We start from the raw sequence: 25,197 nt of genomic DNA, 5'->3' as shown, positions 1-25,197 counted from the left end.
ATAACCCTTCAAAGCTTAATTTATCTACAAGGAGTATTTTATGGCTACCTCAAAACGCGTAAGTAATGGTGCCGATACATCAATGCATCCAATGACTGACAAATTGCAATCGTCGTTGCACGAGTCGGTAAATTCCCTCGCTGAAAAGGCCGCTGCTGCCGAAGCATCAGTGCGCGATACGTCTTCCGCAACGGCCGATAAGCTGGCTGCCCGCAAGCGTTTAGCAAAGCAAAAGTGGCAGCAATCCAGTGTACGTAACTATGCCACAGAAAATCCACTTGCCGCGGCCGGTATCGCTTTTGCTGCAGGCGTGTTGGTTACGTCGTTGCTGAAAAAGGCGAAGTAAACGCTATGCAGTCAGCAAGCAACAACATGTCAGTTGATTCAGATTCAGACAATCATTTTGACGAACACGATGGGACTGAAAAATCGGAAGTATCAGGCGCTGAAGATACAACGGATCCAACGCTGGACACCATTGTTGAACTAGCCACCGATGCATTTCAGGCTAAACAGTACGAATGGTTTGTGAAATGGCAGTGGGTGAAGGCTGAAGCCAGGCTTGTCAGAAAATCCATTCTGGTTACCGCACTGGCAACACTGGCTGCCTTCACGCTGGCATGTTGTTGTTGGTTGTTAATTAACGCAGGGCTAGCGGCAGGTCTACATTCACTGACAATGCCGATAGCAGGCATTGTAGGCGTGTTACTGGTGTTGAATGCCAGCCTTTGCTGGCTTGCCTGGCAAACGGCAAAGGGCGCACTGGAAAAGGTGTCGCTCAGTGGCATGATTGAAGCGGCATTTGCAAAGCCGCAGCCGCAACAGAAAACAAAGGATAATCGCCATGATTAACTATGTACTGCGAAAAGAGCAAGGCAACTGCGATAAGTGGCGACGTCAGGCTGTAGAGGCCTCAGAAGTCAGTGATTATTGCAGGCAGGAGACTATTTCTGCTGCAAGACAATGGCTTGCTACGCCATGGGGATTGCTGAGTAGCTTTGCACTTGGCGTGGCGAAAGCGCAGTATTCAACGGATTCTAATGGTTCAAAAAGTGGCAGAAAACGACGGGCACTATGGCGATTTGCGCAAACGCTGGCGCGCTATCAGATGGTGTAATGGTTAACGTGCCTGAGCGAGCTTAAGGTAGCGCAAGTGTAATGTTTGTATCTGCTGTCGGGTAGACTCGGGCGAATTGCTGTTGTCTATTACATCGTCAGCCACAGCTAAACGTTGCTCACGCGTAGCCTGAGACGCCATGATATTTTTGATAATGGCTTCACTGCTACCATCGCGCTGCATGGCTCGCGATAACTGCATTGCCTCTGGGCAATCTACCACTGCAACGCGATCTACCATCGCAATAAGATTATTCTCTATTAATAGCGGCACCGCCAATATGCCATAAGGTGAGGAAACGTTCGCTGCGGCTTGTTGCATGGCCTGCCTAATGCGAGGATGAAGACAGGCATTCAGCCATTGTTTCTCCTGCTCATCGCTGAATACCCGTTCGCGTAATGCTGCCCGGTTTAATTCGCCGTTATCGGCAATAATACCTGCGCCAAAGTGGGCGACAAGCGCGGCCAATCCTGCACTTCCCGGTGCAACCACATCCCGTGCAATGATATCGGCATCAACAATCTCAATACCCAAATCGGCAAACGTATCGCTGACTAACGTTTTACCTGAGCCTATTCCACCGGTTAGGCCAACTAAAAAGGGACGTTGTGGTGCCTGCGTCATTTAGCTGAATACCCAGTTAAAATAGGCGGTTTTTATATCTTCCTGGTAGAGCAGGGCTATCCAGCCTGCAATCGCTAGATAAGGGCCGTACGGAATCGCCAGATTTTTACCCTGGCGTTGTTTAATCATAATCACTAAGCCAAACAGTGCGCCTACAAAAGACGATAGCAATACAATGATCAGCAACCCCTGCCAGCCGGTAAATGCACCTAGCGCCGCGAGCAGTTTAAAGTCGCCAAAGCCCATGCCTTCTTTGCCGGTTAATAGCTTAAATGCCCAGTAAATACTCCACAGGATCAAATAGCCAAAGGCTGCCCCTAAAATGGCATCCTGCGGTGAAACAAACACGTGATCCAGACTTAACAACAAACCGAACCATAGCGCAGGTAACGTGATTTGGTCGGGTAGCAGCATTTTATCCAAATCGATAAATGTCATGGCAACCAGCATCCAGGTTAACACCACGCCAGCCAAAGCCGCTTTGCCGGGTCCAAAGTGCATGGCAATCCATACTGAAAGCACGGCGGTAAGCAGCTCCACCAGAGGATAGCGTATAGAGATAGGGGTTTTACAGCCGGCACAGCGTCCGCCGAGGATGGCATAGCTGATTAATGGGATATTTTCCCAGGCACGAATCGTGTGGCCGCATTTAGGACAGGTGCTGTCGGGTTTAATCAGGTTATATTGAGGGGCGGTTTCTGGCGCCGTTTCCGGATGAAAATACCCTTGGTATTCCTGCTTCCAGGCGCGTTCCATCATAATAGGTAATCTGTGTATCACCACATTCAGGAAGCTACCAACCATCAGGCTAACGATGCCCACCATTGCATAGAAAAACCAGGGCGTTGAAATACTCAGATCAATTATCGGTTGCATGATGATGTTTAAAGTAGGTTTAATTGGTTAAAAAGTGGGGCAAGAATAACACCTTACCCCACGATAAGTAAGCTACACAACCATACCCATCTGGAAGATTGGCAAATACATTGCCACAATCAGGCCACCAATCACTACGCCAAGTACTGCCATGATCATGGGTTCAAGTAAGCTGGTTAAACCGTCTACCATGTCGTCGACTTCGGCTTCGTAAATGGTGGCGATTTTGCTGAGCATCTCATCAACCGCGCCAGACTCTTCACCAATGGCGATCATCTGGGTAACCATATCCGGGAATACGTTGGTACCGCGCATTGCGGTGTTCATTTGTATACCACCGGCGACTTCTTTGCGAATAAACAAAATCGCATCGCGATATACCGCATTACCCGACGCACCTGCGGCAGATTCGAGCGCGCCGATTAGCGGTACACCTGCTGCAAAGGTTGTAGCAAGTGTACGGGTGAAACGTGCAATGGCAGCCTTTTTCAGGATTTCGCCGATGACCGGGATCTTTAACATGCGCGCGTCTATGCTGTCGCGCAGATCTTTTGAACGGGCATAATATTGTTTAAACAAATAGCCTGCCACGGCCATACCGGCGACAATAAATACCCCAAAATCCTGTACAAACCGGGATATTGCCAATACTAACAAGGTGAACGCAGGTAGTTCAGCGCCAAAACTGGAAAATATTTCTTCAAACTGCGGCACTACGAAAATAAGCAGAACGGCGGTAACAATAAAGGCCACTACCAATACTGCGATGGGATAAAACATCGCTTTTTTGATTTTTGACTTTAGCGCTTCGGCTTTTTCTTTATAGGTAGCGATACGATCGTAAATTGTCTCGAGGGCACCAGAGTGTTCACCGGTTTCTACCAGATCGCAATACAGGTCGTCGAAATGTTTAGGGTGCTTGCGTAGGGCTTTAGACAGTGGGTTACCGGCTTTAACCTCGTCGCCAATCTGCGTGAGGACTTTACGCATCTCCGCTTTGGAGTGTCCTTTTGCCAGCATGTCAATGGTTTGAATCAGCGTCACGCCTGCTGCCAGCATAGTCGCAATTTGGCGGGAGATAACGCACACATCAGCTGCTGTGATCTTTTCTCTGCCTTTACCAAACAGCGGTTTAGACAGTTTTCTAACTTTAGTGGCGGAGATCCCCTGGCGACGAAGCAGGTTTTTTGCTTCCTGAATTGACTTGGCACTGGTCTCGCCTTTGATGGTTTGACCTTTCTGATTTTTACCTTGCCAGGTATAGGTTGTCAGTGATTCTGTTTTGGCCATACATTTTCCACCTGTTCAGAAAGCAAAAAGCCCAGCGTAAACTGGGCTTCGTGTTATGTCATCTGATTAGCACAGTGCTGCGTCAGAACAAGATTCTGCCCAAGTCACTTTACCAGTAGAAGAGTTCAGAGTAGCAGTCAGTGTGTAAGTTTGGCCAGACAAGCCGCTACCAGAAATTGCTGTTGCAACCAGGGTACCCGCAGTTGAAGAAGACGCTGTCCAGGTTACAGAGCTTACCAGACCACTTGCAACTGAAATGTCCGCAGGAACGCCGTTAGAGCCAGCAGCACAACTAGTCAGGTCAAGCTCGGTTTGCGCACATACTTCAATGCCAGTTTTGTGAGCCTGAGTAGCCAGTGTTACTTCAGAGAAACGCGCTTTGGTGGTGTAGTTCTGATAAGCAGGCAGCGCCACCGCAGCCAGAATACCGATGATAGCTACAACGATCATCAATTCGATTAAGGTAAAACCTTTGTTGTTCAGTTTGATATTTTGCATGGTCACATCTCCGGGTCGCTTAAGCGATAACAGTCAATTTGCATATGGTGTTAAGTTTATACCTGGTTAGTCGTCACAACATCCCCGGTACTTGATTCTCAGTATAGAACCATCTAAGCATCTGACAAGTATTAGAAACTATACTCATGTCTAGATTCGGCGGCATGCAGGGTGTTTGCTTTTATACCTAACAAGTCGCCAAACAGCACGAGTAGCGATCAAGGCTTTACAATACAAGCCTTAACGATAGATCAACAGCATTCACGTTTTTGGTCAATGCCCCTGACGAAATAAAGTCTACCCCTAATTGCGCCAGGGTTGACAGACGCTCAGACGTTACGTTACCTGAGACTTCCAGTTTACAGCGTTTTTGGTTAATGCTAACTGCGCGTTGGATCTGTTCGTTACTAAAGTTATCCAGCATCACGATATCGGCACCGGCATCAATGGCTTGTTGTAACTCTTCCAATGACTCTACTTCTACCTCAACCGGTTTACCAGGTGCCAGGGACCGCGCATTAGCCACCGCCGTGGCAATGTTTCCGCAGCCAGCAATATGATTTTCTTTAATCAGAAAGGCGTCAAATAAACCAATCCGGTGATTTTTTCCGCCGCCGCAGGCGACGGCATATTTTTGTGCCAGCCGCAGACCCGGTATGGTTTTACGGGTATCTAAAATGCGTGTCCCGGTATTTTCCAGAATACTGGCATAGTAAGCTGTAACGGTAGCCGTTGCCGATAACAACTGCAAAAAATTGAGCGCGGTGCGTTCGGCAGTAAGCAATGCGCGGGCATTGCCTTTGAGTGTAACCATTGTTGAATTAGCGGTTATGCTGTCGCCGTCTTGCACATGCCAGTGTTGTTCGATTTCACTGTCTACCAGTGAGAATGCGGCCCTGGCCCAGGCAACACCGCACACCACACAGTCTTCACGGGTAATAATTGTGGCGGTTGCCTGCTGGGTTGCCGGAATAAGATTGGCGGTAATATCGGCGCTGGCATCGGCTTGACCACCGAGATCTTCAGCCAGTGCAGCAATCACCTGACTGTCAATCAGGTGCTGGGCGGGTAGAGATTGTTGGCTCACAATAAATATCTTCTTAGTTTAGGGTACGCAGTATCAGGGTGTTATCCCGTTGGGTAAACTCGAGCTGCTTTAAGGCGCTCATGCCAAGCAATATATGGCCGGACTGCATGCCTGGGTTAATATTGGCATCCACATTATACAGGGTTATTTGACCAATGCTGAGTTTGTTAACAAGGGTATCGTAAACCGTTACCGTGCCGTTGGCGGTATTAGCCAGCCCCGGCCTGCCTTTTACCAGCCCGAGTTCGGCGGCGAGGTTGGCGGGAATGGCAACATCCGTTGCGCCTGTATCTACCAAAAACACCACCGGAATATCATTTATTGCACCGGTAACCACGTAATGCCCCTGTTTGTTTTGCGCCAGTTGCACGGTTACCTGCCCGCCTGCGGTTTCACTGACTGGCTGGCTATTGGGATTGATTTGTTGTTCAAGTAAATCGCTGAACACGTAAATAAGCAGGGCAAATGCGCTGGTCCAGGCAAGGATCAGCATCCATTTGGCTGCACCATTGTGCTGGCTGTCGGTAGAGGTCATACCGGCTCCGGATTTTTGTTGTGATTATAATACTTCACTGTCACACTATCTCACATTGCTGAGAATGGCTACACGCTAACCAATAAAGATATGGAAAATCAATCAGAAGCGATCACTTACTCGGGTGCAATTGCCAAGGCCTCGCCGTTTTATGACGAGCGTCCCGATGCCGCCGATGTCAGTTTGCTGGTGATCCACAACATTTCGTTGCCCCCCGGCGAATTTGGTACGCCCGGCATTGAGCAATTGTTTACCGGTACGATTAATCCTAACGATCATCCCGTATATCCGGAGATCGCGCATCTGCGGGTGTCAGCGCATTGTGTGATCCGGCGGGATGGCGCGGTTGAACAATACGTGCCTTTTAACCTGCGCGCCTGGCATGCCGGCGTTTCGTCGTTTCAGGGCAGGCCAAAGTGCAATGATTTTGCTATAGGTATAGAAATGGAAGGCACAGATAATTTGCCTTACACCGAAGCGCAATATCAAAGCCTTATTAATGTGAGTAAAGAAATACTGCGTTATTTTCCACGGATTACCCTTGGCAGGGTAGTGGGGCATAACGATATAGCACCGAGTCGAAAAACCGACCCCGGTGTGGCATTCAACTGGCCAGCTTACCGACAAGCGCTGGCGGCAATTCTGCAGGACCGATAAGATGATTTTAATCAGTTTATTGCTCGTACTGGCGGTAGAACGCTCAATGCGTAAAACACCCGGCTGGCATATAGAAACGCATTTGGCTAAATATTTCGACTGGGCACAATCCCAGTCTTGGATCAGCCATCAATCTGAACAAGTGAGATTGGTTATTCAACTGGCGTTGCCGGTAGTGGTAACGTTTGTGATCACGCAATGGTTGGTTGGCGGTTTTATTAGTTTTATTTTGCAAAGCGTATTGTTGTATTTATGCCTGGGCAGCGAACGCCTGCGTGAAACCTACCGGGCATTCTTAAACGCTGCTGAATGCGGAGATAAGCAAGCCTGTTATTTATATACCGAGCAATTGGGCCACTGCACAACGCAAAGAAGTGATATTGATGATAGCGACAATGACAGCGACAGTGATGCAACCGTGCACGGAAAGAGCTTTGGCCAACATCTGCTGTGGTTGAATTATCAGCATTATGCGGCGGTTATTTTGTGGTTTGCTATATTCGGTGCCGCTGGCGCAATACTGTATGTAACCAGTCGTGAGTTGTATCGCTTGTCGTGCCAAAGCAGTGATGAGCAAGCCGATTTACTAGTGGCCTGGATGCACATCCTGGATATAGTACCGGTAAGGATCACAGCGTGTGGCTTACTATTGGTTGGGCATTTTTCGCGAGCTATGCCGGTGTGGTTGTCGTATCTCACGCAGCCTGCTGTTCCCGCTGAAGTATTGCTTACAGACGTTGCCTCGAAGGCAGAAGAAGTTGAGGTTACTGATGATCCCGACCGCGACCTGGCTTGCGAACCCAAAGCCCTGGTAACGCTGGCTAAACGCAATGTTATGCTCATTTTAGCGGTAATCGCTGTGCTTACCATGTCGGGCGTAATTCATTAAATCTGATTCTTAGGTGGCTGTTTATAGTGTTCTTTTCGAGTTGCTATAAGCTGCCACGCGCTCTCCACGCCCTCATAATACCAATTCGCATAGAAGTTTACCCACTCAGCAATACTGGCAGGCTTTTTAGCTAGGCTTGGTTGCACAGGTTTGGTGGTTCCAAATCAAGCAAGCGTAACGACGCTAAAAAGCCTGCCAGTAATGCCCAAAGGGAGTGGCCAAAACGACTTACATCTGTGTTGCGTCCTCTGGACATAGAATAACTATGCCTCAGAGAACGCGTCGTGATCTAAGTCGTTTTAGACTCGCCCTCAGGGATCACTCTGAGAGGGCAAACTTCTATGCGAATTGGTATAACAAGCTTTGCGTTAATCCATTGAGCGCTGGTTACTCAACCAGTTAACAAATCACATCGTTTACTCTGTTTATTTAACCCACTCATGGCGTTTTTAAGTGTATTTCCATCAATTGGTAATGAAATGTGCTGTGGTTAATTTTTGTTCGTGCTTTGAATGGATGCTGTTATTTGTAGAAAAATTACCAATTTAAGGCGGGCTAGACAGCTTGTACGACCAGTTGAAAGTCCAAATATTTATTAAATATTTCAAAAGTTAAGCAAAATGTAAAAGAGTCTTTATAAAACTCCATCTATGGTTACTATTTACCTGAGTGATATTCTGCTCTACACTAATTAGATAGGTAAAATGGTAATACCAATTTTGGGCGAGGCTGGAGTTTGTTTACAAATTCGTCGTCTGAGTGCGTATTAAGGATAACTGGCGGAGTGCTGACTGGATGCAACCCGGACGTAGAAAACTGGCCGATGTGATCACTGAACAACTGGAATCCATGATTCTGGATGGGACGTTGCTCGCAGGGCAAAAATTGCCGCCAGAACGGGAATTAGCCGACCAGTTTCAGGTGTCCAGGCCGTCCTTGCGCGAAGCCATTGGCAATTTGCAGGCGCGAGGTCTGGTAGAGCGCAAGCAAGGCGGCGGTACCTTTGTTAGTCGCCAGTTAAATTCTGCCATGACCGACCCTCTGATGGCGTTGATCAGTGGTCGTCCTGAAACACAGTTCGACTTACTGGAGTTTCGTCATGCCCTGGAAGGGATGGCGGCGTATTACGCGGCATTGCGAGGCCAACCTGAAGATTACACGGCATTGCGTGATGCACTGGATCAAATGCCTATGCCTGGTCGCAGTGAATGCAAGCGCGATCAGGCTGAATGCCTTGGTCGCTTTTATGTGATCATGGCAAGAGCGTCGCACAACATGGTGTTGTTGCACGTGATGAGTACGATGCAATCTATGTTGGTAGAAAACATTGAACGCAACCTCGAGATGCTGGCATTGCATGCCACTGAAGAGGCCGGTCAGGACATCGCCCGGCAGCGTAAAGAAATAGTTGAAGCAATTGTCAGTCGCGATCCAGAAGCGGCCCGACAAGCCTGTAATGCTCATCTGGCTTATATCGAAAGAACATTACTGGCAATAAATCAGCGCGACAGCCGTGTACAGCGGGCGTTGCGCAGACTGGAAATTTAATCCGGCCTTCGGGTTGGGTTTAGCAGTAAAAGCGGGTATGCAGCGGGTAGTCTGTGTTGCATATCAATAAAAATGTTAGGTATTCATCCATTCGTCGGTATTTGCCGGTTACGCGTGGATGTTTTTCCGTATCAGTAACTATAGGACGGCACCATGACTGAAATGATGCACCAAGATGTTGACCCTCAGGAAACCCAGGAATGGCTGGACTCGTTAGAGTCAGTACTGGCAGAAGAAGGGGTTGAGCGCGCTCACTTTTTATTAGAATCGTTAATTGAAAAGGCGCGCCGCAACGGCGCTCACTTACCTTATGACGCGACGACCGCGTACATCAACACCATCCCACCAGGGCAAGAGCCTACCATGCCAGGTGATCAAACGGTGGAAGGCAACATTCGTAACGCACTGCGTTGGAATGCGCTGATGATGGTGCTGCGTGCATCGAAAAAAGATTTAGAACTGGGTGGTCACATCTCCAGTTTCGCATCGTCTGCTATGCTGTACGATGTGGGCTTTAACCACTTCTTCCGTGCGCCCAACGACCACGACGGCGGCGATTTCCTGTTTTATCAGGGCCACGTGGCACCGGGTATTTACTCACGTGCCTATATTGAAGGTCGCTTGTCTGAAGAACAGTTAGATATGTTCCGTCAGGAAGTCGACGGACAAGGCTTATCGTCTTACCCACACCCTAAATTGATGCCTGATTTCTGGCAGTTCCCAACCGTATCAATGGGCTTGGGGCCAATGCAGGCAATTTATCTTGCACGTTTCCTTAAATACTTAACTAACCGCGGTTTGAAAGATTGTTCAAATCAGCGCGTATGGTGTTTCCTGGGTGACGGTGAAATTGACGAGCCGGAAAGCTTGGGTGCAATTGGTCTGGCTTCACGCGAAGGCCTGGATAACCTGACGTTTGTTGTAAACTGTAATTTGCAACGTCTGGACGGTCCGGTACGTGGTAATGGCAAGATCATTCAGGAACTCGAAGGCACATTCCGCGGCGCAGGCTGGGAAGTGATCAAAGTAATATGGGGTCGCTATTGGGATGCGTTGTTAGCGCGTGACACGTCAGGCAAGTTACTGCAGGTAATGAACGAAACCGTTGATGGTGAATACCAGAACTTTAAAGCTAAAGGCGGTGCGTTCACTCGTGCTAACTTCTTCGGTAAGTACCCGGAACTGAAAGAAATGGTTGCCAACATGTCTGACGAGGACATCTGGCGTCTGAACCGCGGTGGTCACGATCCGGTTAAGGTATATGCTGCCTATGACCGCGCAGTGAATACCAAAGGCCGTCCACAGGTTATCCTGGCCAAAACCGTTAAAGGTTATGGTATGGGTGCGGCTGGTGAAGGTAAAAACATTGCTCACCAGGTTAAGAAAATGGACATGGATGCGATTAAACACTATCGCGACCGTTTCAATATTCCTGTATCTGATGAGAAACTGGCTGATTTGCCCTACTACCGTTTCGAAGAAAACAGCGTAGAAATGAAGTATCTGCGTGAGCGTCGCGAAGCGCTGAATGGCTTTATGCCGCGCCGTCTGGCTCGCACGACAGATGAATTGCCTGCGCCTTCGCTGAAAGCGTTTGAAGCGGTAACAAAAGGTTCTGGCGACCGCGAAATTTCTACCACAATGGCGTTTGTACGCGTACTGACTGCACTGTTAAAAGACAAGCAGATTGGCAAGCGCATAGTGCCTATTATTCCTGATGAAGCCCGTACGTTTGGTATGGAAGGTTTGTTCCGTCAGGTAGGTATTTACTCAAGCCAGGGTCAGAAATACGAACCACAGGATTCTGATCAGGTTGCGTACTACCGCGAAGATCAGAAAGGTCAGGTTCTGCAAGAAGGTATTAACGAATTAGGTGCAATGGCGTCCTGGTTAGCGGCGGGTACATCGTACTCTACCAACGACCTGCCAATGGTGCCGTTCTACATTTACTACTCTATGTTTGGCTTCCAGCGTGTAGGCGATTTGGCCTGGGCAGCGGGCGACAGTCAGTGTCGTGGATTCCTGGTAGGTGGTACTGCCGGTAGAACCACACTGAATGGTGAAGGTTTGCAGCACCAGGATGGTCACAGCCATACACAAGCAGCGCTTATTCCAAACTGTATCAGTTACGATCCGACTTACGGCTACGAAGTAGCCGTGATTGTTCAGGACGGCTTGCGCCGTATGCTGGAAGATCAGGAAAACGTGTTCTACTACCTCACGGTTATGAACGAAAACTACGTTCAGCCTGAAATGCCCAAAGGCGTGGAAGAGGGCATCATTAAGGGTATCTACAAGCTGGAAACCTTAGGCGATGCAAGCAGCAAGAAGAAAGTGAAGCTGATGGGCTCAGGCACCATTCTGGTTCAGGTTCGCGAAGCGGCGCAGATACTGCACAACGAATACGGTGTGGCGGTTGAAGTATACAGTGTACCTTCATACAACGAGCTGGCTCGTGAAGGTATGGATTGTGACCGTTACAACATGTTGCATCCGGAAGCGACGCAAAAAGTACCTTACATTACACAGGTATTGTCTGCAGGCTTTGACGCGCCAACGATCTCTGCAACGGATTACATTAAGAACTACTCTGATCAGGTTCGTGCTTTTGTACCAGGTTCATACCGCGTACTGGGTACCGATGGTTTTGGTCGTTCAGACAGCCGCGCAAACCTGCGTCGCCACTTTGAGGTGAACGCAAACTACGTAACTTATGCTTCATTGTACGAACTGTATAAGCAAGGTGATGTAGACGCGAAAACGCTGAGTAAAGCGGTTCAGGACCTGGGCATTGACCCGGATAAGATCAACCCACTGTACGCATAAGTTCAGGGAGACTAGAAGCGATGTCAGACATTAAAGACGTACTCGTACCGGATTTAGGTGAAGATGAAGTTGAAGTCATCGAGCTTTGCGTGTCGCCTGGCGACAGTGTGCAAGCTGAAGATGCACTGGTAACCGTGGAAAGCGACAAAGCCAGCATGGACGTACCGGCCCCCTTTGCAGGCACGGTAAAAGAGCTGTGCGTAAAGGTTGGCGATAAAATTAAACAGAGCGACTTACTGGCCAAGCTGGAAGTAGCGGGCGCAGGTGTGAGTGCTACGCCAGCAGCCCCCGCTGCCAGTGCGCCGGCAGCGCCGGTTGCCTCAGCCTCTGCAGCAGCGCCTGCTCCAGTCGTTGCCCCGGCAACAAGTGGTAGCGTTAAAACCATTGAAGTAACTGTACCGGATATCGGTGATGCTTCTGATGTAGACGTTATTGAAATCCTGGTGAAAGTAGGGGATGACGTTCAGGCCGAAGACGGTTTGATCACGCTTGAAACCGACAAAGCCACGATGGACGTGCCTTGTCCGCAGGCTGGTAAAGTTGTTGAATTGAAAGTGAAAGAAGGTGACAAAGTTAGCGAAGGCTCGCTGGTATTGTTACTGCAAGTTGGCGGAGCTGCTGAAGCTGCTGCTCCCGTTGCTGCAAGTGCTCCGGCCGCTGCGCCTGCACCTGTTGCTGCACCTGCACCAGTAGCCGAAGCTCCCGTGGCTGCGGCAGAAGAAGAAATTGAAGTTACCGTACCGGACATTGGCGACGCCAGCGACGTGGACGTAATCGAAGTGTTGGTGAAGGAAGGCGATACCGTTGCGGTTGAAGATGGTTTAATTACCCTGGAAACCGACAAAGCCACCATGGATGTGCCTTCGCCAAAAGCCGGTGTAGTTACCAAATTGCTGGTTAGCACGGGCGATAAAGTGTCTAAAGGTGCCAAGGTCTGTATCCTTAAGGTTCAAGGGGCTGCTAAACCTGCGGCGCCTGCACCACAAGCCGCTGCCAGTGTATCTGCTACAGTTACCGCTTCGCCAGAGCCTGGCAAGCCGAAACCGCCACCGGTTCCGCATCACCCGTCTGCGGGCGAAAAGCGCAAAACGGGTAAAGTGCATGCTTCACCTTCAGTACGTCGCGTAGCGCGTGAGTTTGGTGTTGATCTTGCTGAGGTATCTGGTTCAGGTCCGAAAGGCCGTATTCTGAAAGAAGACATTCAGTCTTACGTAAAATACGAACTGTCGCGTCCGAAGATGACACCAGCGAGCAATGTGGCTGCCGGAAGTGGTGGTTTACAGGTATTGCCGCCGCCTAAGGTTGATTTCGCGAAGTTTGGTGAAGTGGAAGAAGTACCACTTACCCGTATTCAAAAGATCTCAGGGCCAAACCTGCATCGCAACTGGGTAACGATTCCACATGTTACACAGTTTGAAGAAGCTGATATCACTGATCTGGAAGCGTTCCGCAAAGATCAGAATGCCGTTGCTGAAAAACGCAAGCTGGGTGTGAAGATCACGCCATTGGTATTTATGATGAAAGCTGCTGCAAGTGCACTTAAAGCCTATCCGGTATTTAATACTTCACTTTCTGAGTCGGGCGAGTCTTTAATTCAGAAAAAGTATTACCATATTGGTATTGCAGTAGACACCCCTGGAGGCCTGGTTGTGCCGGTAGTGCGTGATGTTGATAAAAAAGGCATTTACGAGCTGTCGAATGAGCTAATGGAAATCAGTGTAAAAGCGCGTGACGGCAAGTTGAAAGCGGCCGACATGCAGGGCAGCTGTTTCACAATCTCCAGCCTGGGTGGCATTGGTGGTACTGGCTTTACGCCAATCGTTAATGCGCCGGATGTGGCTATTTTAGGTGTGTCTAAGTCTGACATTAAACCTAAGTGGAACGGCAAAGAGTTTGAACCACGTCTGATGGTGCCTTTATCGCTGTCGTACGACCATCGTGTTATTGACGGCGCGGTCGCAGCAAGGTTTGCTGTACACCTGAAAGACGTACTGGAAGATTTACGCCAGTTAATTCTGTAAATCATTGTCGCATCCCGCTTTTAACAGCGGGATGCGCTTTTAACGAATTCGCGGCTTTGGCTTTACCAACTGGCAACAGCTAGTTAGAATTCACCCTACATATGCAATACGACGCAAGACGAACAGGACAGATTTGAGGTCACGATGAGCGAAATTAAAACGCAGTTAGTGGTACTAGGCGCCGGACCAGGCGGCTACTCAGCAGCTTTCCGTGCTGCTGATTTGGGCATCGAAACGATTTTGGTTGATGCAAGAGAAACCCTTGGTGGTGTGTGTTTAAACGTTGGATGTATTCCTTCTAAAGCATTACTGCACGTAGCTAAGGTAATGAAAGAAGCCAAGCACCTGGCCAGCCACGGTGTTACATTTGGCGAGCCTCAAATCGACCTGGATAAAATCCGTGCGTACAAAGACGGCGTTGTTGGTCAGCTAACCAAAGGTTTGGCTGGCATGTCTAAAATGCGTAAAGTACAGCATGTACAGGGCCTGGGTAAATTTACCGGTGCCAACACGCTGGAAGTGGAAGGCAAAGACGGTAAAACGACCATTAAGTTTGACCAGGCCATTATTGCTGCTGGCTCTGAGCCAGTATCACTGCCATTCATTCCAAAGGATGACCGTGTAATCGATTCTACCGGCGCACTGGAAATGAAAGACATTCCGGAAAAAATGCTGGTACTGGGCGGTGGTATCATCGGCCTGGAAATGGGAACTGTGTACGAAGCACTGGGCTCAAAAATTGACGTGGTTGAATTCCTGGATCAATTGATCCCTGCGGCAGACAAAGACATTATCAAAGTGTTCATGAAGTCGTACAAAGAGAAATTCAACATCATGCTGGAAACCAAGGTGACTGGCGTAGAAGCAAAAGACGATGGCCTGTACGTAACCTTTGAAGGTAAAAACGCACCGGCAGAGCCAGTGCGTTACGACAAAGTGCTGGTAGCAGTGGGTCGTCGCCCGAATGGTAAACTGATTGACGCTGAGAAAGCCGGTGTTGCAGTAGACGAGCGTGGTTTCATTAACGTTGACAAGCAAATGAAAACCAACGTTGCCAACATTTATGCAATTGGTGACATCGTTGGTCAGCCTATGCTGGCGCACAAGGCCGTTCACGAAGGTCATGTTGCTGCTGAAAACATCGCGGGCAAGAAACACTTCTTCGACCCACGTTGCATTCCTTCTGTTGCTTATACTGAGCCAGAAGTAGCTTGGGTTGGTTTAACTGAGAAAGAAGCCAAAGAGCAAGGCGTAAACTACGAAACCGCGGTATTCCCATGGGCAGCTTCTGGCCGTGCGATTGCGTCTGACGCCACTGACGGTATGACCAAAATGATCTTCGATAAAGACTCTGGTCGTGTAATTGGTGGTGCCATGGTAGGTACTAACGCTGGTGAGATGTTAGGTGAAATTGGCCTGGCAATTGAAATGGGTGCAGATGCAGAAGATGTTGCATTAACCATTCACGCTCACCCAACGCTGAATGAATCGATTGGTTTAGCCGCTGAAATCTTCGAAGGCAGCATTACAGATTTGCCTAACCCAAAAGCGAAGAAAAAGTAATTCGATAATTACGTGTTAAAGAAACCCCGGTTTGCCGGGGTTTTTTATTGCCAATGAAAATTTTACTTGTAAAAAAATTCAGCAAGCGCTAAATATATGTAACTAGTTACATATATTTGAGGGTGGAGTATGGATATATTGCAACAAGCCGGCGCATCTGCATTGGGCAGCCGCCTTCGCAGGCTGGCAGAACGCTTATCGCTGCAGGCGGCCGACGTATACCGGTATTATGAATTGGCGCTGGAGCCTACCTGGTTTCCGGTGTTGTATGCATTGAGTAAGCAGACGTCAGCAAGTATAACGGAATTGGCAGGTATGACCGGCCAATCGCATCCATTTATCAGCAAAATAGTAAAACAAATGCAGGCTGCTGGTTTGCTTTGCAGTGTGCCATCGGCAACAGATAAGCGGGTAAATACGCTGGTGCTGAGTGAAAAAGGGCAGGCCATCATGCCTGTACTAGACAGGCAGGTGAATGATATTGGAGACGCACTTAATGCCTGGTTAAACGATGTATCGCCTGATTTGCTTTGTGCGTTAACGAAGCTGGAAGATGGACTGGAGCACACCTGTTTGCTGGACTTGGTAACGCAGCGCGCGCGATTGCCAGAAGGATACCGAATAGTGTCTTTCAGAGACGGAGATGAAACCGCCTTTTATGAACTGAATAAGGCCTGGATTGAGCGCTATTTTGTAATGGAAGAGTCCGACAAGGCCGCATTGCTTGCACCGCAAAGCTATATCCTGGATAAAGGCGGAAAAATACTGTTGATGCTGGCACCAGATAACAGTGTATGCGGCACAGTGGCACTGATTGCTATGCCAAAAAGTGCCTTCGAGTTGGCAAAAATGTCGGTTAGCGATCTTCATCAGGGGATGGGCTTAGGGTATGAGCTTGGCCTGGCTGCCGTAAATCTTGCCAAACGCCTAAAAGCAAAACGCTTGTTTTTAGAAAGCAATCGCAAGCTCACGCCTGCAATCAGTTTATACAAAAAGCTGGGCTTTTATGAACTAACACAGAGCACACCATCACCTTATTGTCGCTGCGACATCCAAATGCAATTAGATTTGCACTAAGCTGCCTTTTTGTGGTCAGAATCTGATATTAGGATTACCTTAATACCCGAACAAAGGAACGTACAACAATGAACAAAGGTGCAGCGGCAATTCTTGCTATTGGTTTGGTTGCAGGATTATCTGCGCTAGGCAGTTTAACTGGCTCGGCGTTGCTTGAAGCTAAACAGTGGGAGCGCTCAGTGGTAGTGAAAGGGTTATCCGAACAGGAATATCTGGCAGATCAGGTTATCTGGCCTGTGCAGTTTATCGAAGCGGGTAACGACTTAACGGCGCTGTACGCGTCTACCGCGCGTAACAGTGAATTGGTTAAACAATTCTTATTGCAGCAGGGCATTGATGAAGCGTCAATCACCATTGGCTTGCCAGAAGTGACAGACAAACTTGCCCAGCGCTACGGGGGGAATGAGGACGTTACCTTTCGTTACAGTGCAACGCAAACGGTAACGGTTTATACGCAGAATGTTCCAACTGTGCGCCTTGCAATGCAACATATGTCCGAGCTGTTGGCAAAAGGGGTTGCGTTAAGCACCGAGAGTTATCAGGCCCGTACCGAGTTCATGTTCACCCGCCTCAATGAGGTAAAACCAGCCATGATTGAAGAGGCAACGGTAAACGCCAGGGAAGTGGCAGAGAAGTTTGCCAATGATTCAAACAGTACATTGGGCAAAATTAAACGCGCCAACCAAGGGCAGTTTTCAATATCTGAACGCGACAGCCAGCATCCACATATCAAAATAGTGAGAGTGGTATCAACCATAGAATATACGCTGGTTGATTAATGATTGGGCGAGGCAATTATAGGTATGAAACCCCAACCCATGCTAAGCTATTTATAGTGAATGGCCTATGTAAGTGACTATGGCAGATCAACATCAACCAGCCCAGTTAGAGTTTTTTGCTTTGCAAAGCCCATGTATTGGCGTGTGCCAAAGTGGGCCAAAAGGGTTTTGTAAAGGGTGTTTCCGCTCACGGGAAGAGCGCCTGTATTGGTTGAAGGTTGATGATGCTACCCGCCGGGTTATCCTGGAAGCCTGTCAGCGGCGCAAGCGTTACGCGCAGCGTCGGCAATCGGGCGATCAGAACAGTATGCAGGATAACCTGACTGAGCAGGGCAGTTTGTTTTCCGATGACGTCGGGTAACGCTTTCTGACGGTAACCAACGCAGCCTGAGATTACCGGTTAAAAATCCCGGAAACTTTCAAATTCGCTGATATACTTATTTGAAAATTGAGAGGTTTTAGCATTAATGAACCAATATATCGAATACGCGACTCATTCGTTCACCTTACCAGACATTTGCCTGCGTTTGCGCAATGTACTGGACGATCCCCGTTCAGATATGGACGACATCGCCGCGTTAATCAGTGTTGATCCTTCCCTGACAGCTAAAATCCTGCGTTTAGCAAACAGCGCTTTGTTTCGCTTTCCTTCGCAGGTAGATTCCATTACCAAAGCGGTAAGCGTAATCGGCGGTGAAGCGTTATATAATCTGGTGTTGGCAGAAACTGCGAATATTGCGTTTAAGCATTTTGATAACGAATGCCTGATGTTAGACGAGCACTGGCGACAATCGGTGTTTACTGGCATGGTGGCCAAGTATCTGGGCAAAGAACTTAATGTACGCGGCAGCGATCGCTTTTTTGTCATGGGGATCCTGCAAAACCTCAGCGAATTGGTGGTTGCCAAGAAAGACGCAAAGAAATACCAGGCCTACATGAAAGATGACCATCCGGGCACTCCCTGGGAGCGACAGCAACAACATTTTGGCTTTTGTTTCAGTGAATGTAGTGGTGAGATAATGGAACGCTGGCGGTTGCCGATGCCGCTGTATTATCCGGTTAAGTTTGCACATAATCGGGTTAAATTGGCTAGCGACTTAGACGTGTCTTTGTTAACCTGTGCCATAAGGCTTACAACAACGCATTATCAGCGTGATAAATACGCAGATTTGGACATCATTACACCTGATATGACTCGTTTGTTGCCAATTGATGACGAAGTGCTGCAAAACGCCAAACTTTATGCACAAAAGGAAACCAATAAAGTGGCAATGTCTGTGATGTAGCACCAACAGGCACATAACAACAAATAAAACACTTTCAGATGGTACACCGAATTATTCTCAGTGCGCTGATCTCACTGATTTGTAGCAGTTTTTGCGCTAATGCTGCCGACAAAGATTTGATCAGAACGCTCTATCATGCCGATTTTGTTGAATACGATGAAGAGCCCAAAGACCGTTTCACGCTGGACGGGCAGCTGGGTATTATCTTTTCGTCGGGTAATACCAACGCTACGTCAATAAAAAGCAGCCTCAAATCCGAGCATGAAAACGACATGTTCGCCAATCAGTATTGGGTGGAGTTTTTGTATAAGCAGTCGGAAGTCGATAGTGACGAAGGCACTTTAAAGCAAACCACAGCCCAACGTTTGTATACGTATGTGCAATCTGATTACAAGCTCCGGGTAGAAAACCAGCGGTTGTTTGTGTACGGCGATTACGAAGATGATAGGTTCAACGGTTATGATCACCGCTCGTCAATAGCGGGAGGTTGGTCTCAGCAGGTTTGGCGTAACGAAATTAGTGATTTTCGGTTTTCAGTTGGGCCGGGTTACAGTTTCGCCAAGCTGGACTCAGGTGAAAAAGCAAAAAACATTCATGGTTTCATCGTTCGAGCGTCAGCCGAGTATCATTACATTTGGCCGACCGGGGCAAAATTGCGTCAGTTTGTGAGTACCGAGGCTGGTGAAGACAACATTAAATCCAGAACAGAAACCTCATTGTCGGCAAACTTGTTTGAATCACTGGCTTTAAAACTCTCTTTTATAATGCAGCACAACACCAATCCAACCAGCGACAATATGTCTTTAAATACTGAAACGTCAGTTGCCGTGGTGTATCGCTTTTTCTGATCACTTTCATTAGCAGTAAGAAGGTCTGAATAGATTCGTTGATTTTACATCGGTTTGCTTTAACATAGCGTCATCAGGGCCTGTTTTCTGTCAGGCCTGTCAGGATTTGAGTCAATTTAGGATATCCCATGAAAAAACTACTCCTTGCCGCGGCTATTGCCACTGTTGCTTCGTCTGCAGTTGCTCAGGATGAAACTAAGCCTTTTACGATGGACGGTGAGTTTGGTCTCATTGTTACCACAGGTAATACCGAGACATCTTCTATGACAGCCGGTATTACTGCTCAGCAGGAATTTGAAAGCTGGTCGAACGATTACGCCATTGAAGGATTGTACAAAAAAGAAACCGTTGAAGTTGACGGGGAAGAAGTTGAGCGTACATCTGCCCAGAAATTCTTTGCTTCTGCACAGGGTAATTACAAATTAGATAATCCTGATCACCGTTTATTCGTGTTCTCTTCGTATGAAGATGACCGTTTGAGTAACTTCGCCTACCAGGCTACGTTAGCGGGTGGTTGGTCTCAGAAAGTCTGGAAAACCAACAAGTCGGCATTTGAATACAGCATCGGTCCGGGTTATGCGTTTTCTGAAACACAAGACGGTGATGATACCAGTAGCTTCATTGTTCGTGGCTCACTGGCCTATAAATGGTTTATTTCGGATACCGCCAAGTTCACGCAAACACTGAGTACAGAAGTGGGTTCTGAAAACACCAAGTCTCGTGCGGAATCAGCGTTAAGTGCCACTATTAGCGGCTCGCTGTCGATGAAGGTGTCATTGCGACTGGACCACAACAGCAAGGTAGCGTCGGATATTGAAAACCTGGATACCGAAACGGCGGTAACCTTGGTTTATAACTTCTTTTAAGTAGTGTAGTGCTAAGCTACGCAGGTAAAAATGCGTAGCAGCTCCAAAAGTTAATATAAAAAATCCCCGCTATGGCAACACAGCGGGGATTTTTTGTATCCGGATGCCATGACACCCGGATAGGCAGGTTTCGTAACTTAGTGCAGTACGCGAGTCTTAATGGTGCCTTTAATTGCTGAAAGTTCGTTAAGCGCTTCGTCAGCTTTGTCGGCTTCTACATCAATAACGACGTAACCAATTTCCGCACTGGTTTGCAGGTATTGCGCTTCAATATTGATGCCTTTTTCCGCAAACGCCTGGTTAATTTGTGTTAGCACACCCGGACGGTTTTCGTGAACGTGCAACAGACGTGAGCGTCCACCATGTTCAGGCAATGATACTTCAGGGAAGTTAACCGCAGACAGCGTAGAACCGTTATCGCTGTATTTAGCCAGTTTACCCGCTACTTCAATACCAATGTTTTGCTGTGCTTCCTGAGTGCTACCACCCACGTGCGGCGTTAAGATCACATTGTCGAACGCGCGTAGGGGCGACATAAACTCTTCATCGTTTGATTTTGGCTCAACCGGGAATACGTCAATAGCGGCACCACCAATGTGGCCAGACGCCATCGCCTCAGCCAGTGCGTCAATATCAACTACAGTGCCACGAGAGGCGTTGATGAAAATTGCGCCCGGTTTCATTTTAGCAAGCTGCGCTTTACCAATCATATTCTTGGTTTGTGGTGTTTCAGGCACATGCAATGACACTACATCAGACATCGCCAGCAGCTCGTCAATAGTTTTGATTTGTTCTGAGTTGCCCAGTACCAGCTTATCTTCGATATCGAAGAAGCGCACTTTCATGCCCAGGTGCTCTGCCAGAATCGAAAGCTGTGTACCAATGTGGCCGTAACCAATGATCCCCAGAGTTTTACCGCGGGCTTCGTATGAACCTACCGCTGATTTATCCCAACCACCGCGATGGGCCAGGGCGTTTTTCTCAGGGATACGACGCAGCAACAGGATGAGTTGTCCCAGTACTAATTCAGCAACCGAACGGGTATTGGAGAAGGGCGCGTTAAATACCGGAATACCGCGTGCCTTAGTAGCGGCCAGATCAACCTGATTGGTGCCGATACAGAAACAGCCGATGGCTACCAGTTTGCTGGCCGCCTCTACTACTTTCTCACTGATGTGCGTGCGCGAGCGAATACCAATAAAGTGAACATCTTTGATTTTTTCAATCAATTCGTCTTCCGGCAGAGACGTTTTCAGGTATTCAATGTTGGTGTAACCATTTGATTCAAGCGTTTCAACAGCACTTTTGTGCACGCCTTCCAGCAAAAGGATACGAATTTTGTCTTTAGAAAGTGAATATTTGCTCATTACATCGCTTCTCAGTCAGGGGTTGGGAGACATCTGGACGTCTATATGGTTAAAATAACACAAACTGTTCCAGCGGTGAAAGCGGTTTGTATAGTTCAGTTTGGAATAATATGCATTTATTTAACTTATAGGCCGGTATTACCTACCGACCCACAGGCAATCTTATCGGGTTACCACGCCATTGTTGGTTGCAACCAGCACAACATCGGCACCACGCAATGCAAATATGCCGTTAGTTACGACGCCTGCTATGTTATTGATGGCTTTTTCCATTTCCCGAGGGTTCACAATCGACAAATTGTGTACATCCAGGATCACGTTTCCGTTATCGGTAACCACGCCTTCGCGGTAAACAGGATCGCCGCCCAGTTTTACCAGTTCACGGGCAACATAGGAGCGTGCCATAGGGATCACCTCAACGGGCAATGGGAACTTGCCTAACACGCCCACTTCTTTGCTGTCGTCTACAATACACACGAAGGTTTTTGCTACTGCAGAAACAATTTTTTCCTGAGTCAGGGCGGCGCCGCCACCTTTAATCATGTGTTTATGCTCGGTAACTTCGTCGGCACCATCCACATAAATAGAAAGCTGATCGACGCTGTTTAAGTCGAACACTTCAATACCCAGTGCTTTTAGGCGCTCTGTGGAAGCAACGGAACTCGACACTGCACCGGTTATAGTGTGTTTAATGTCGGCCAGTGCGTCGATGAAATGATTTACTGTTGAGCCTGTTCCTACGCCAATTATGGTGTCTGGTTCAACGTATTTAAGGGCTGCACGGCCTACGGCCTGCTTTTTCGCATTTTGATCCATAGTGGTTCCCGCCTGAAAATGAGGCGTTATTTTAGCGAAACTGCAGGATCATTACACAACTATTGTATTTTTTTTAACGTTCAATGCATTGGGTAGGCGTGATGATGACATCCAGCGGAATATCCCAGGCTTCAATGGGTAGTTGCTCAACCTGCTGGCAGTCGTGCGCTACCCCAATTAAAAGCGGTCTTCTGGCACTGTTAGTGGTATTCATGGACTCGTTTGTCAGTGGTGCCAGGGTACGATCGTAAAATCCGCCCCCCATGCCCAGCCTGTTACCCTGGGCGTCGAATCCCACCAGTGGCATTAGCAGGCAATCGTGACTGAGCAGTTCAACGATTTTGGTGCTGTTTAATGCGGGTTCTTCAATGCCAAATTTATTTTTGGTCATCACCGTGTTGCAATCGAATTGTTGAAACAACAAGTGCTTACCCGAGAACGGGTGGATAACGGGCAGCGATGTGGCTATGCCCTTTGAATGACACCATGAAAGTGTGGGAGATAAATCTATTTCGCCATCGCTGGCCATATAACCGGCCAATTGTTTGGTACTGGCAGGCAGAAAGTGACTCAATTGTTGCTGCAAGGCTGCCGCAGCGTGTTGCTGTTCGCTGGAACATAACGCCCGGCGAGCCTGGCGCAACGTTTTACGGAGAGTTTGGCGATTGATGTGCATGTGAACGGTACAGTTAACACTCGGTGCAGCGATATTGTGCGCTGTGAACAGATATTCACAGCGCAGCGCTGTTACAGAGCGTAAGTATCTACGAATAGCTGGAACAGGCGTTCGTGATCGACTCCCGTGGCAGCTTGCACGGTTTTCGCTTCAGTCCACAGCGGGCTGGCTGTACTGCCAAACGGTGCAACAATGGTTTGACCGCGGTTTAGCTCATCGGTGGACACGCGGATATTGCCTTGTGTGAATTCAAACAGATCCGGCTGAACCAAGTGAGCCAGCGGGAACGCGTCGTGGAAGTAACACACTTTTTCCTCACGGCCTTTGGAATAAAACTCAATGTAAAACTGAGCGGCTTTTTGTACGAAGCCACCCATTGTTGGGTTTTTCTGGGCCAGTACGTCTACAAATGTTGGGTCGGTAGGCGCAAACAAGGTAACGTCCAGACCAAACATTTTCACTTCCCAATCGGCTGAAAACACGATGTCTGCAGCATGGGCGTCATTCCAAATATTCGCTTCGGCTACCGGGGTTACGTTGCCCGGCACAAACGCCGCGCCACCCATAATACTGATGCCTTTTACCAGCTTCGGCAGATTCGGCTCCAGGCGGAGCGCAAGGGCGATGTTGCCTAATGGACCAATGGCCACCAGCGTAATTTCCCCTGGATGTTTACGTGCCATTTCAACAATGAACTCTGCTGAACTACGCGGATCAACTTCACGTGTAGACGGCGGGAAGCCTATATTGCCAAAACCATCATCACCATGCACAAAATGTGCGTATCCTGACTCAGGGCCAACCCACGGCATACCAACACCTTCGGTAACCGGGATATCCTGACGACCTGCAACGTCACACAGCGTTAATGCGTTGCGTGCTGCCATGCTTACCGGAATATTGCCGTATACAGTGGTAAGTCCAACTACTTCAATAGCGGGTGACTGTAAGGCAAAAAAGATTGCCATTGCATCATCGATGCCCGGATCCGTGTCGATAATAATTTTGTGGGTCATTGTTATAAGTTCCTAAATTCTGTTTGTCCGTTAGCTGCCGTGTTTTGCCAAAAAGCGATCGACTTCTGCACGTTTGGGAATAGATTGCGCTGCGCCCTCGCGGGTTACTGAGATGGCAGATGCTGCGCAGGCGCGTCTTAATGCTTGTTTAGCATCTGCATGCTGACTGTAGGCTGCCAGGAAGTAACCAATAAAGGTGTCGCCAGCGGCAGTGGTATCCACTGCGTCAACCACAAATGCATCTACCTGCAGGGTGTCGTGTTTTCTTAACATCATCACACCGGCTTTACCCAATGTAATAATCACCTCGGCATGTGCCCAATGGGTTTTAAAGTGGCTTACTATGTCGTCGAGTGCCGTTTCACCTGACAGGGCGGCGGCTTCCACTTCGTTTACAATCAGTAAATCGATGCAGTCAAATGGCAACGACTTTACCGACTCGCTCATGGGAGCTGGGTTAAACGCCACTTTCAGATGTTTTTCGTGGGCCAGACGCAAGATTTCTTCAAGGCAACTGGTTTCGTTCTGAGTAAGTACCCAGTCAGCACTTTTGGTTTTGTCCAAAGCGCGCATTACGTCTTTTTCAGTGATTTCCTGATTTGCGCCACCAAACAGCACAATGGCGTTTTCACCCGATGGGGTAACCTGAATAATGGCATGACCCGATGGCGTTTCGGTGCATTGCAGATGCTGACAATCGATTTCGTGCTTAATTAGCGTTTGCTTAAAGCTCACATCTGACTGATTGATTTTACCTACATGGCGAACGTCGGCACCGGCCGCAGCCAGGGCAATGGATTGGTTAGCGCCTTTGCCACCGAGCAACTGCTGATAACCTTTTGAGGCAAGTGTTTCACCGGGCGCTACGAAATGGTCTACCTGATAAACATGATCAATATTTATCGAGCCAAAATTTATTATTGCCATTCTTGTAT

The 25,197-nt window shown here is 48.3% G+C and carries 26 protein-coding genes; 15 read left to right on the top strand and 11 right to left on the bottom strand.

Features of this window, described 5'->3' with window-relative positions:
- Nucleotides 1–40 precede the first annotated feature (40 nt).
- Genes FJ444_RS02740 through FJ444_RS02730 form a run of 3 tightly spaced genes read left to right on the top strand, consistent with a single transcriptional unit; the run spans nucleotide 41 to nucleotide 1,117 of the window.
- A complete protein-coding gene (locus FJ444_RS02740; protein WP_140956370.1) occupies nucleotides 41–346 on the top strand; it encodes a DUF883 domain-containing protein in 306 nt (101 codons plus the stop codon).
- 5 nt (nucleotides 347–351) lie between these two features.
- Nucleotides 352–852: a hypothetical protein gene (locus tag FJ444_RS02735; protein WP_140956369.1), complete on the top strand. Its 501-nt coding sequence runs from the start codon at nucleotides 352–354 to the stop codon at nucleotides 850–852.
- Nucleotides 845–1,117: a hypothetical protein gene (locus FJ444_RS02730; RefSeq protein ID WP_140956368.1), complete on the top strand. Its 273-nt coding sequence runs from the start codon at nucleotides 845–847 to the stop codon at nucleotides 1,115–1,117. The genes FJ444_RS02735 and FJ444_RS02730 overlap by 8 nt, the downstream gene beginning before the upstream one ends.
- Before the next feature lie 3 nt (nucleotides 1,118–1,120).
- Here the strand turns inward: FJ444_RS02730 and coaE are convergent, their stop codons facing one another.
- The 6 genes from coaE to FJ444_RS02700 all read right to left on the bottom strand — a co-directional run bounded on the left by coaE (nucleotide 1,121) and on the right by FJ444_RS02700 (nucleotide 6,027).
- Nucleotides 1,121–1,741, bottom strand: coding sequence for a dephospho-CoA kinase (gene coaE / locus FJ444_RS02725; RefSeq protein WP_140956367.1), 621 nt, complete (start codon nucleotides 1,739–1,741; stop codon nucleotides 1,121–1,123).
- On the bottom strand, nucleotides 1,742–2,617 hold the full coding sequence (locus FJ444_RS02720) for an A24 family peptidase (protein ID WP_140956366.1): 876 nt from the start codon (nucleotides 2,615–2,617) through the stop codon (nucleotides 1,742–1,744).
- 72 nt (nucleotides 2,618–2,689) lie between these two features.
- A complete protein-coding gene (locus FJ444_RS02715; protein WP_140956365.1) occupies nucleotides 2,690–3,907 on the bottom strand; it encodes a type II secretion system F family protein in 1,218 nt (405 codons plus the stop codon).
- 66 nt (nucleotides 3,908–3,973) lie between these two features.
- Nucleotides 3,974–4,405 carry a prepilin-type N-terminal cleavage/methylation domain-containing protein gene (locus FJ444_RS02710; RefSeq protein ID WP_140956364.1) on the bottom strand — a complete coding sequence of 144 codons (432 nt, stop codon included), beginning with the start codon at nucleotides 4,403–4,405 and terminating at the stop codon, nucleotides 3,974–3,976.
- A 226-nt stretch (nucleotides 4,406–4,631) separates the two neighbouring features.
- Nucleotides 4,632–5,492, bottom strand: a complete 861-nt coding sequence (gene nadC, locus FJ444_RS02705; protein ID WP_219993860.1) for a carboxylating nicotinate-nucleotide diphosphorylase — start codon at nucleotides 5,490–5,492, stop codon at nucleotides 4,632–4,634.
- Nucleotides 5,493–5,505: 13 nt separating this feature from the next.
- Nucleotides 5,506–6,027 (bottom strand): TIGR02281 family clan AA aspartic protease, encoded by a 522-nt coding sequence (locus FJ444_RS02700; protein WP_140956363.1) that lies wholly within the window; start codon nucleotides 6,025–6,027, stop codon nucleotides 5,506–5,508.
- 90 nt (nucleotides 6,028–6,117) lie between these two features.
- Here FJ444_RS02700 and ampD point away from each other — a divergent pair, with 90 nt between their 5' ends.
- From ampD to FJ444_RS02640, 12 genes are all read left to right on the top strand, one after another.
- Nucleotides 6,118–6,684: a 1,6-anhydro-N-acetylmuramyl-L-alanine amidase AmpD gene (gene ampD, locus FJ444_RS02695; RefSeq protein WP_140956362.1), complete on the top strand. Its 567-nt coding sequence runs from the start codon at nucleotides 6,118–6,120 to the stop codon at nucleotides 6,682–6,684.
- A gap of 1 nt (nucleotide 6,685) precedes the next feature.
- A complete protein-coding gene (ampE, locus tag FJ444_RS02690; protein WP_140956361.1) occupies nucleotides 6,686–7,573 on the top strand; it encodes a beta-lactamase regulator AmpE in 888 nt (295 codons plus the stop codon).
- Nucleotides 7,574–8,368: 795 nt separating this feature from the next.
- On the top strand, nucleotides 8,369–9,121 hold the full coding sequence (locus FJ444_RS02685) for a GntR family transcriptional regulator (RefSeq protein WP_140956360.1): 753 nt from the start codon (nucleotides 8,369–8,371) through the stop codon (nucleotides 9,119–9,121).
- Nucleotides 9,122–9,274: 153 nt separating this feature from the next.
- Entirely contained in the window at nucleotides 9,275–11,947 is a 2,673-nt protein-coding gene (gene aceE / locus FJ444_RS02680) for a pyruvate dehydrogenase (acetyl-transferring), homodimeric type (RefSeq protein WP_140956359.1), read from the top strand.
- A gap of 20 nt (nucleotides 11,948–11,967) precedes the next feature.
- Nucleotides 11,968–13,968, top strand: coding sequence for a dihydrolipoyllysine-residue acetyltransferase (aceF, locus tag FJ444_RS02675; RefSeq protein ID WP_140956358.1), 2,001 nt, complete (start codon nucleotides 11,968–11,970; stop codon nucleotides 13,966–13,968).
- 144 nt (nucleotides 13,969–14,112) lie between these two features.
- Nucleotides 14,113–15,531, top strand: coding sequence for a dihydrolipoyl dehydrogenase (gene lpdA / locus FJ444_RS02670; protein WP_140956357.1), 1,419 nt, complete (start codon nucleotides 14,113–14,115; stop codon nucleotides 15,529–15,531).
- 129 nt (nucleotides 15,532–15,660) lie between these two features.
- The gene (locus FJ444_RS02665; protein ID WP_140956356.1) at nucleotides 15,661–16,608 is read left to right on the top strand and encodes a bifunctional helix-turn-helix transcriptional regulator/GNAT family N-acetyltransferase; all 948 of its coding nucleotides are present in this window, start codon (nucleotides 15,661–15,663) and stop codon (nucleotides 16,606–16,608) included.
- A gap of 68 nt (nucleotides 16,609–16,676) precedes the next feature.
- On the top strand, nucleotides 16,677–17,387 hold the full coding sequence (locus FJ444_RS02660; RefSeq protein ID WP_140956355.1) for an SIMPL domain-containing protein: 711 nt from the start codon (nucleotides 16,677–16,679) through the stop codon (nucleotides 17,385–17,387).
- A gap of 79 nt (nucleotides 17,388–17,466) precedes the next feature.
- The gene (locus FJ444_RS02655) at nucleotides 17,467–17,748 is read left to right on the top strand and encodes a DUF1289 domain-containing protein (protein WP_140956354.1); all 282 of its coding nucleotides are present in this window, start codon (nucleotides 17,467–17,469) and stop codon (nucleotides 17,746–17,748) included.
- 106 nt (nucleotides 17,749–17,854) lie between these two features.
- Nucleotides 17,855–18,673 (top strand): HDOD domain-containing protein, encoded by an 819-nt coding sequence (locus FJ444_RS02650; protein WP_140956353.1) that lies wholly within the window; start codon nucleotides 17,855–17,857, stop codon nucleotides 18,671–18,673.
- Between the two features lie 38 nt (nucleotides 18,674–18,711).
- A complete protein-coding gene (locus FJ444_RS02645; RefSeq protein WP_140956352.1) occupies nucleotides 18,712–19,521 on the top strand; it encodes a YdiY family protein in 810 nt (269 codons plus the stop codon).
- Nucleotides 19,522–19,649: 128 nt separating this feature from the next.
- Nucleotides 19,650–20,387 carry a YdiY family protein gene (locus FJ444_RS02640; RefSeq protein ID WP_140956351.1) on the top strand — a complete coding sequence of 246 codons (738 nt, stop codon included), beginning with the start codon at nucleotides 19,650–19,652 and terminating at the stop codon, nucleotides 20,385–20,387.
- A 137-nt stretch (nucleotides 20,388–20,524) separates the two neighbouring features.
- Here the strand turns inward: FJ444_RS02640 and serA are convergent, their stop codons facing one another.
- The 5 genes from serA to FJ444_RS02615 form a co-directional block, all read right to left on the bottom strand.
- Entirely contained in the window at nucleotides 20,525–21,754 is a 1,230-nt protein-coding gene (gene serA / locus FJ444_RS02635) for a phosphoglycerate dehydrogenase (RefSeq protein ID WP_140956350.1), read from the bottom strand.
- A gap of 162 nt (nucleotides 21,755–21,916) precedes the next feature.
- The gene (gene rpiA / locus FJ444_RS02630) at nucleotides 21,917–22,570 is read right to left on the bottom strand and encodes a ribose-5-phosphate isomerase RpiA (protein ID WP_140956349.1); all 654 of its coding nucleotides are present in this window, start codon (nucleotides 22,568–22,570) and stop codon (nucleotides 21,917–21,919) included.
- Nucleotides 22,571–22,643: 73 nt separating this feature from the next.
- Nucleotides 22,644–23,246: a 5-formyltetrahydrofolate cyclo-ligase gene (locus tag FJ444_RS02625; protein WP_140956348.1), complete on the bottom strand. Its 603-nt coding sequence runs from the start codon at nucleotides 23,244–23,246 to the stop codon at nucleotides 22,644–22,646.
- 71 nt (nucleotides 23,247–23,317) lie between these two features.
- Nucleotides 23,318–24,262, bottom strand: a complete 945-nt coding sequence (locus FJ444_RS02620; RefSeq protein ID WP_140956347.1) for a nucleoside hydrolase — start codon at nucleotides 24,260–24,262, stop codon at nucleotides 23,318–23,320.
- Nucleotides 24,263–24,292: 30 nt separating this feature from the next.
- Complete coding sequence (locus FJ444_RS02615) at nucleotides 24,293–25,189, bottom strand: ribokinase (protein ID WP_140956346.1); 897 nt, start codon at nucleotides 25,187–25,189, stop codon at nucleotides 24,293–24,295.
- Nucleotides 25,190–25,197 lie beyond the last annotated feature (8 nt).

Origin of the sequence: Aestuariibacter sp. GS-14 (assembly GCF_006494365.1) — a bacterium.
Classification (GTDB): domain Bacteria; phylum Pseudomonadota; class Gammaproteobacteria; order Enterobacterales; family Alteromonadaceae; genus Alteromonas; species Alteromonas mangrovi.
The sequence above is the reverse complement of the archived record's forward strand: the minus strand, read 5'-3'. Positions and strand labels throughout refer to the sequence as shown.

Bases quoted from the DNA above. Each gene is read 5' to 3' on its own strand.
- FJ444_RS02740 (WP_140956370.1), top strand. From the start codon at position 41: ATGGCTACCTCAAAACGCGTAAGTAATGGTGCCGATACATCAATGCAT.
- FJ444_RS02735 (WP_140956369.1), top strand. From the start codon at position 352: ATGCAGTCAGCAAGCAACAACATGTCAGTTGATTCAGATTCAGACAAT.
- FJ444_RS02730 (WP_140956368.1), top strand. From the start codon at position 845: ATGATTAACTATGTACTGCGAAAAGAGCAAGGCAACTGCGATAAGTGG.
- coaE (WP_140956367.1), bottom strand. From the start codon at position 1,741: ATGACGCAGGCACCACAACGTCCCTTTTTAGTTGGCCTAACCGGTGGA.
- FJ444_RS02720 (WP_140956366.1), bottom strand. From the start codon at position 2,617: ATGCAACCGATAATTGATCTGAGTATTTCAACGCCCTGGTTTTTCTAT.
- FJ444_RS02715 (WP_140956365.1), bottom strand. From the start codon at position 3,907: ATGGCCAAAACAGAATCACTGACAACCTATACCTGGCAAGGTAAAAAT.
- FJ444_RS02710 (WP_140956364.1), bottom strand. From the start codon at position 4,405: ATGCAAAATATCAAACTGAACAACAAAGGTTTTACCTTAATCGAATTG.
- FJ444_RS02700 (WP_140956363.1), bottom strand. From the start codon at position 6,027: ATGACCTCTACCGACAGCCAGCACAATGGTGCAGCCAAATGGATGCTG.
- ampD (WP_140956362.1), top strand. From the start codon at position 6,118: ATGGAAAATCAATCAGAAGCGATCACTTACTCGGGTGCAATTGCCAAG.
- ampE (WP_140956361.1), top strand. From the start codon at position 6,686: ATGATTTTAATCAGTTTATTGCTCGTACTGGCGGTAGAACGCTCAATG.
- FJ444_RS02685 (WP_140956360.1), top strand. From the start codon at position 8,369: ATGCAACCCGGACGTAGAAAACTGGCCGATGTGATCACTGAACAACTG.
- aceE (WP_140956359.1), top strand. From the start codon at position 9,275: ATGACTGAAATGATGCACCAAGATGTTGACCCTCAGGAAACCCAGGAA.
- aceF (WP_140956358.1), top strand. From the start codon at position 11,968: ATGTCAGACATTAAAGACGTACTCGTACCGGATTTAGGTGAAGATGAA.
- lpdA (WP_140956357.1), top strand. From the start codon at position 14,113: ATGAGCGAAATTAAAACGCAGTTAGTGGTACTAGGCGCCGGACCAGGC.
- FJ444_RS02665 (WP_140956356.1), top strand. From the start codon at position 15,661: ATGGATATATTGCAACAAGCCGGCGCATCTGCATTGGGCAGCCGCCTT.
- FJ444_RS02660 (WP_140956355.1), top strand. From the start codon at position 16,677: ATGAACAAAGGTGCAGCGGCAATTCTTGCTATTGGTTTGGTTGCAGGA.
- FJ444_RS02655 (WP_140956354.1), top strand. From the start codon at position 17,467: ATGGCAGATCAACATCAACCAGCCCAGTTAGAGTTTTTTGCTTTGCAA.
- FJ444_RS02650 (WP_140956353.1), top strand. From the start codon at position 17,855: ATGAACCAATATATCGAATACGCGACTCATTCGTTCACCTTACCAGAC.
- FJ444_RS02645 (WP_140956352.1), top strand. From the start codon at position 18,712: ATGGTACACCGAATTATTCTCAGTGCGCTGATCTCACTGATTTGTAGC.
- FJ444_RS02640 (WP_140956351.1), top strand. From the start codon at position 19,650: ATGAAAAAACTACTCCTTGCCGCGGCTATTGCCACTGTTGCTTCGTCT.
- serA (WP_140956350.1), bottom strand. From the start codon at position 21,754: ATGAGCAAATATTCACTTTCTAAAGACAAAATTCGTATCCTTTTGCTG.
- rpiA (WP_140956349.1), bottom strand. From the start codon at position 22,570: ATGGATCAAAATGCGAAAAAGCAGGCCGTAGGCCGTGCAGCCCTTAAA.
- FJ444_RS02625 (WP_140956348.1), bottom strand. From the start codon at position 23,246: ATGCACATCAATCGCCAAACTCTCCGTAAAACGTTGCGCCAGGCTCGC.
- FJ444_RS02620 (WP_140956347.1), bottom strand. From the start codon at position 24,262: ATGACCCACAAAATTATTATCGACACGGATCCGGGCATCGATGATGCA.
- FJ444_RS02615 (WP_140956346.1), bottom strand. From the start codon at position 25,189: ATGGCAATAATAAATTTTGGCTCGATAAATATTGATCATGTTTATCAG.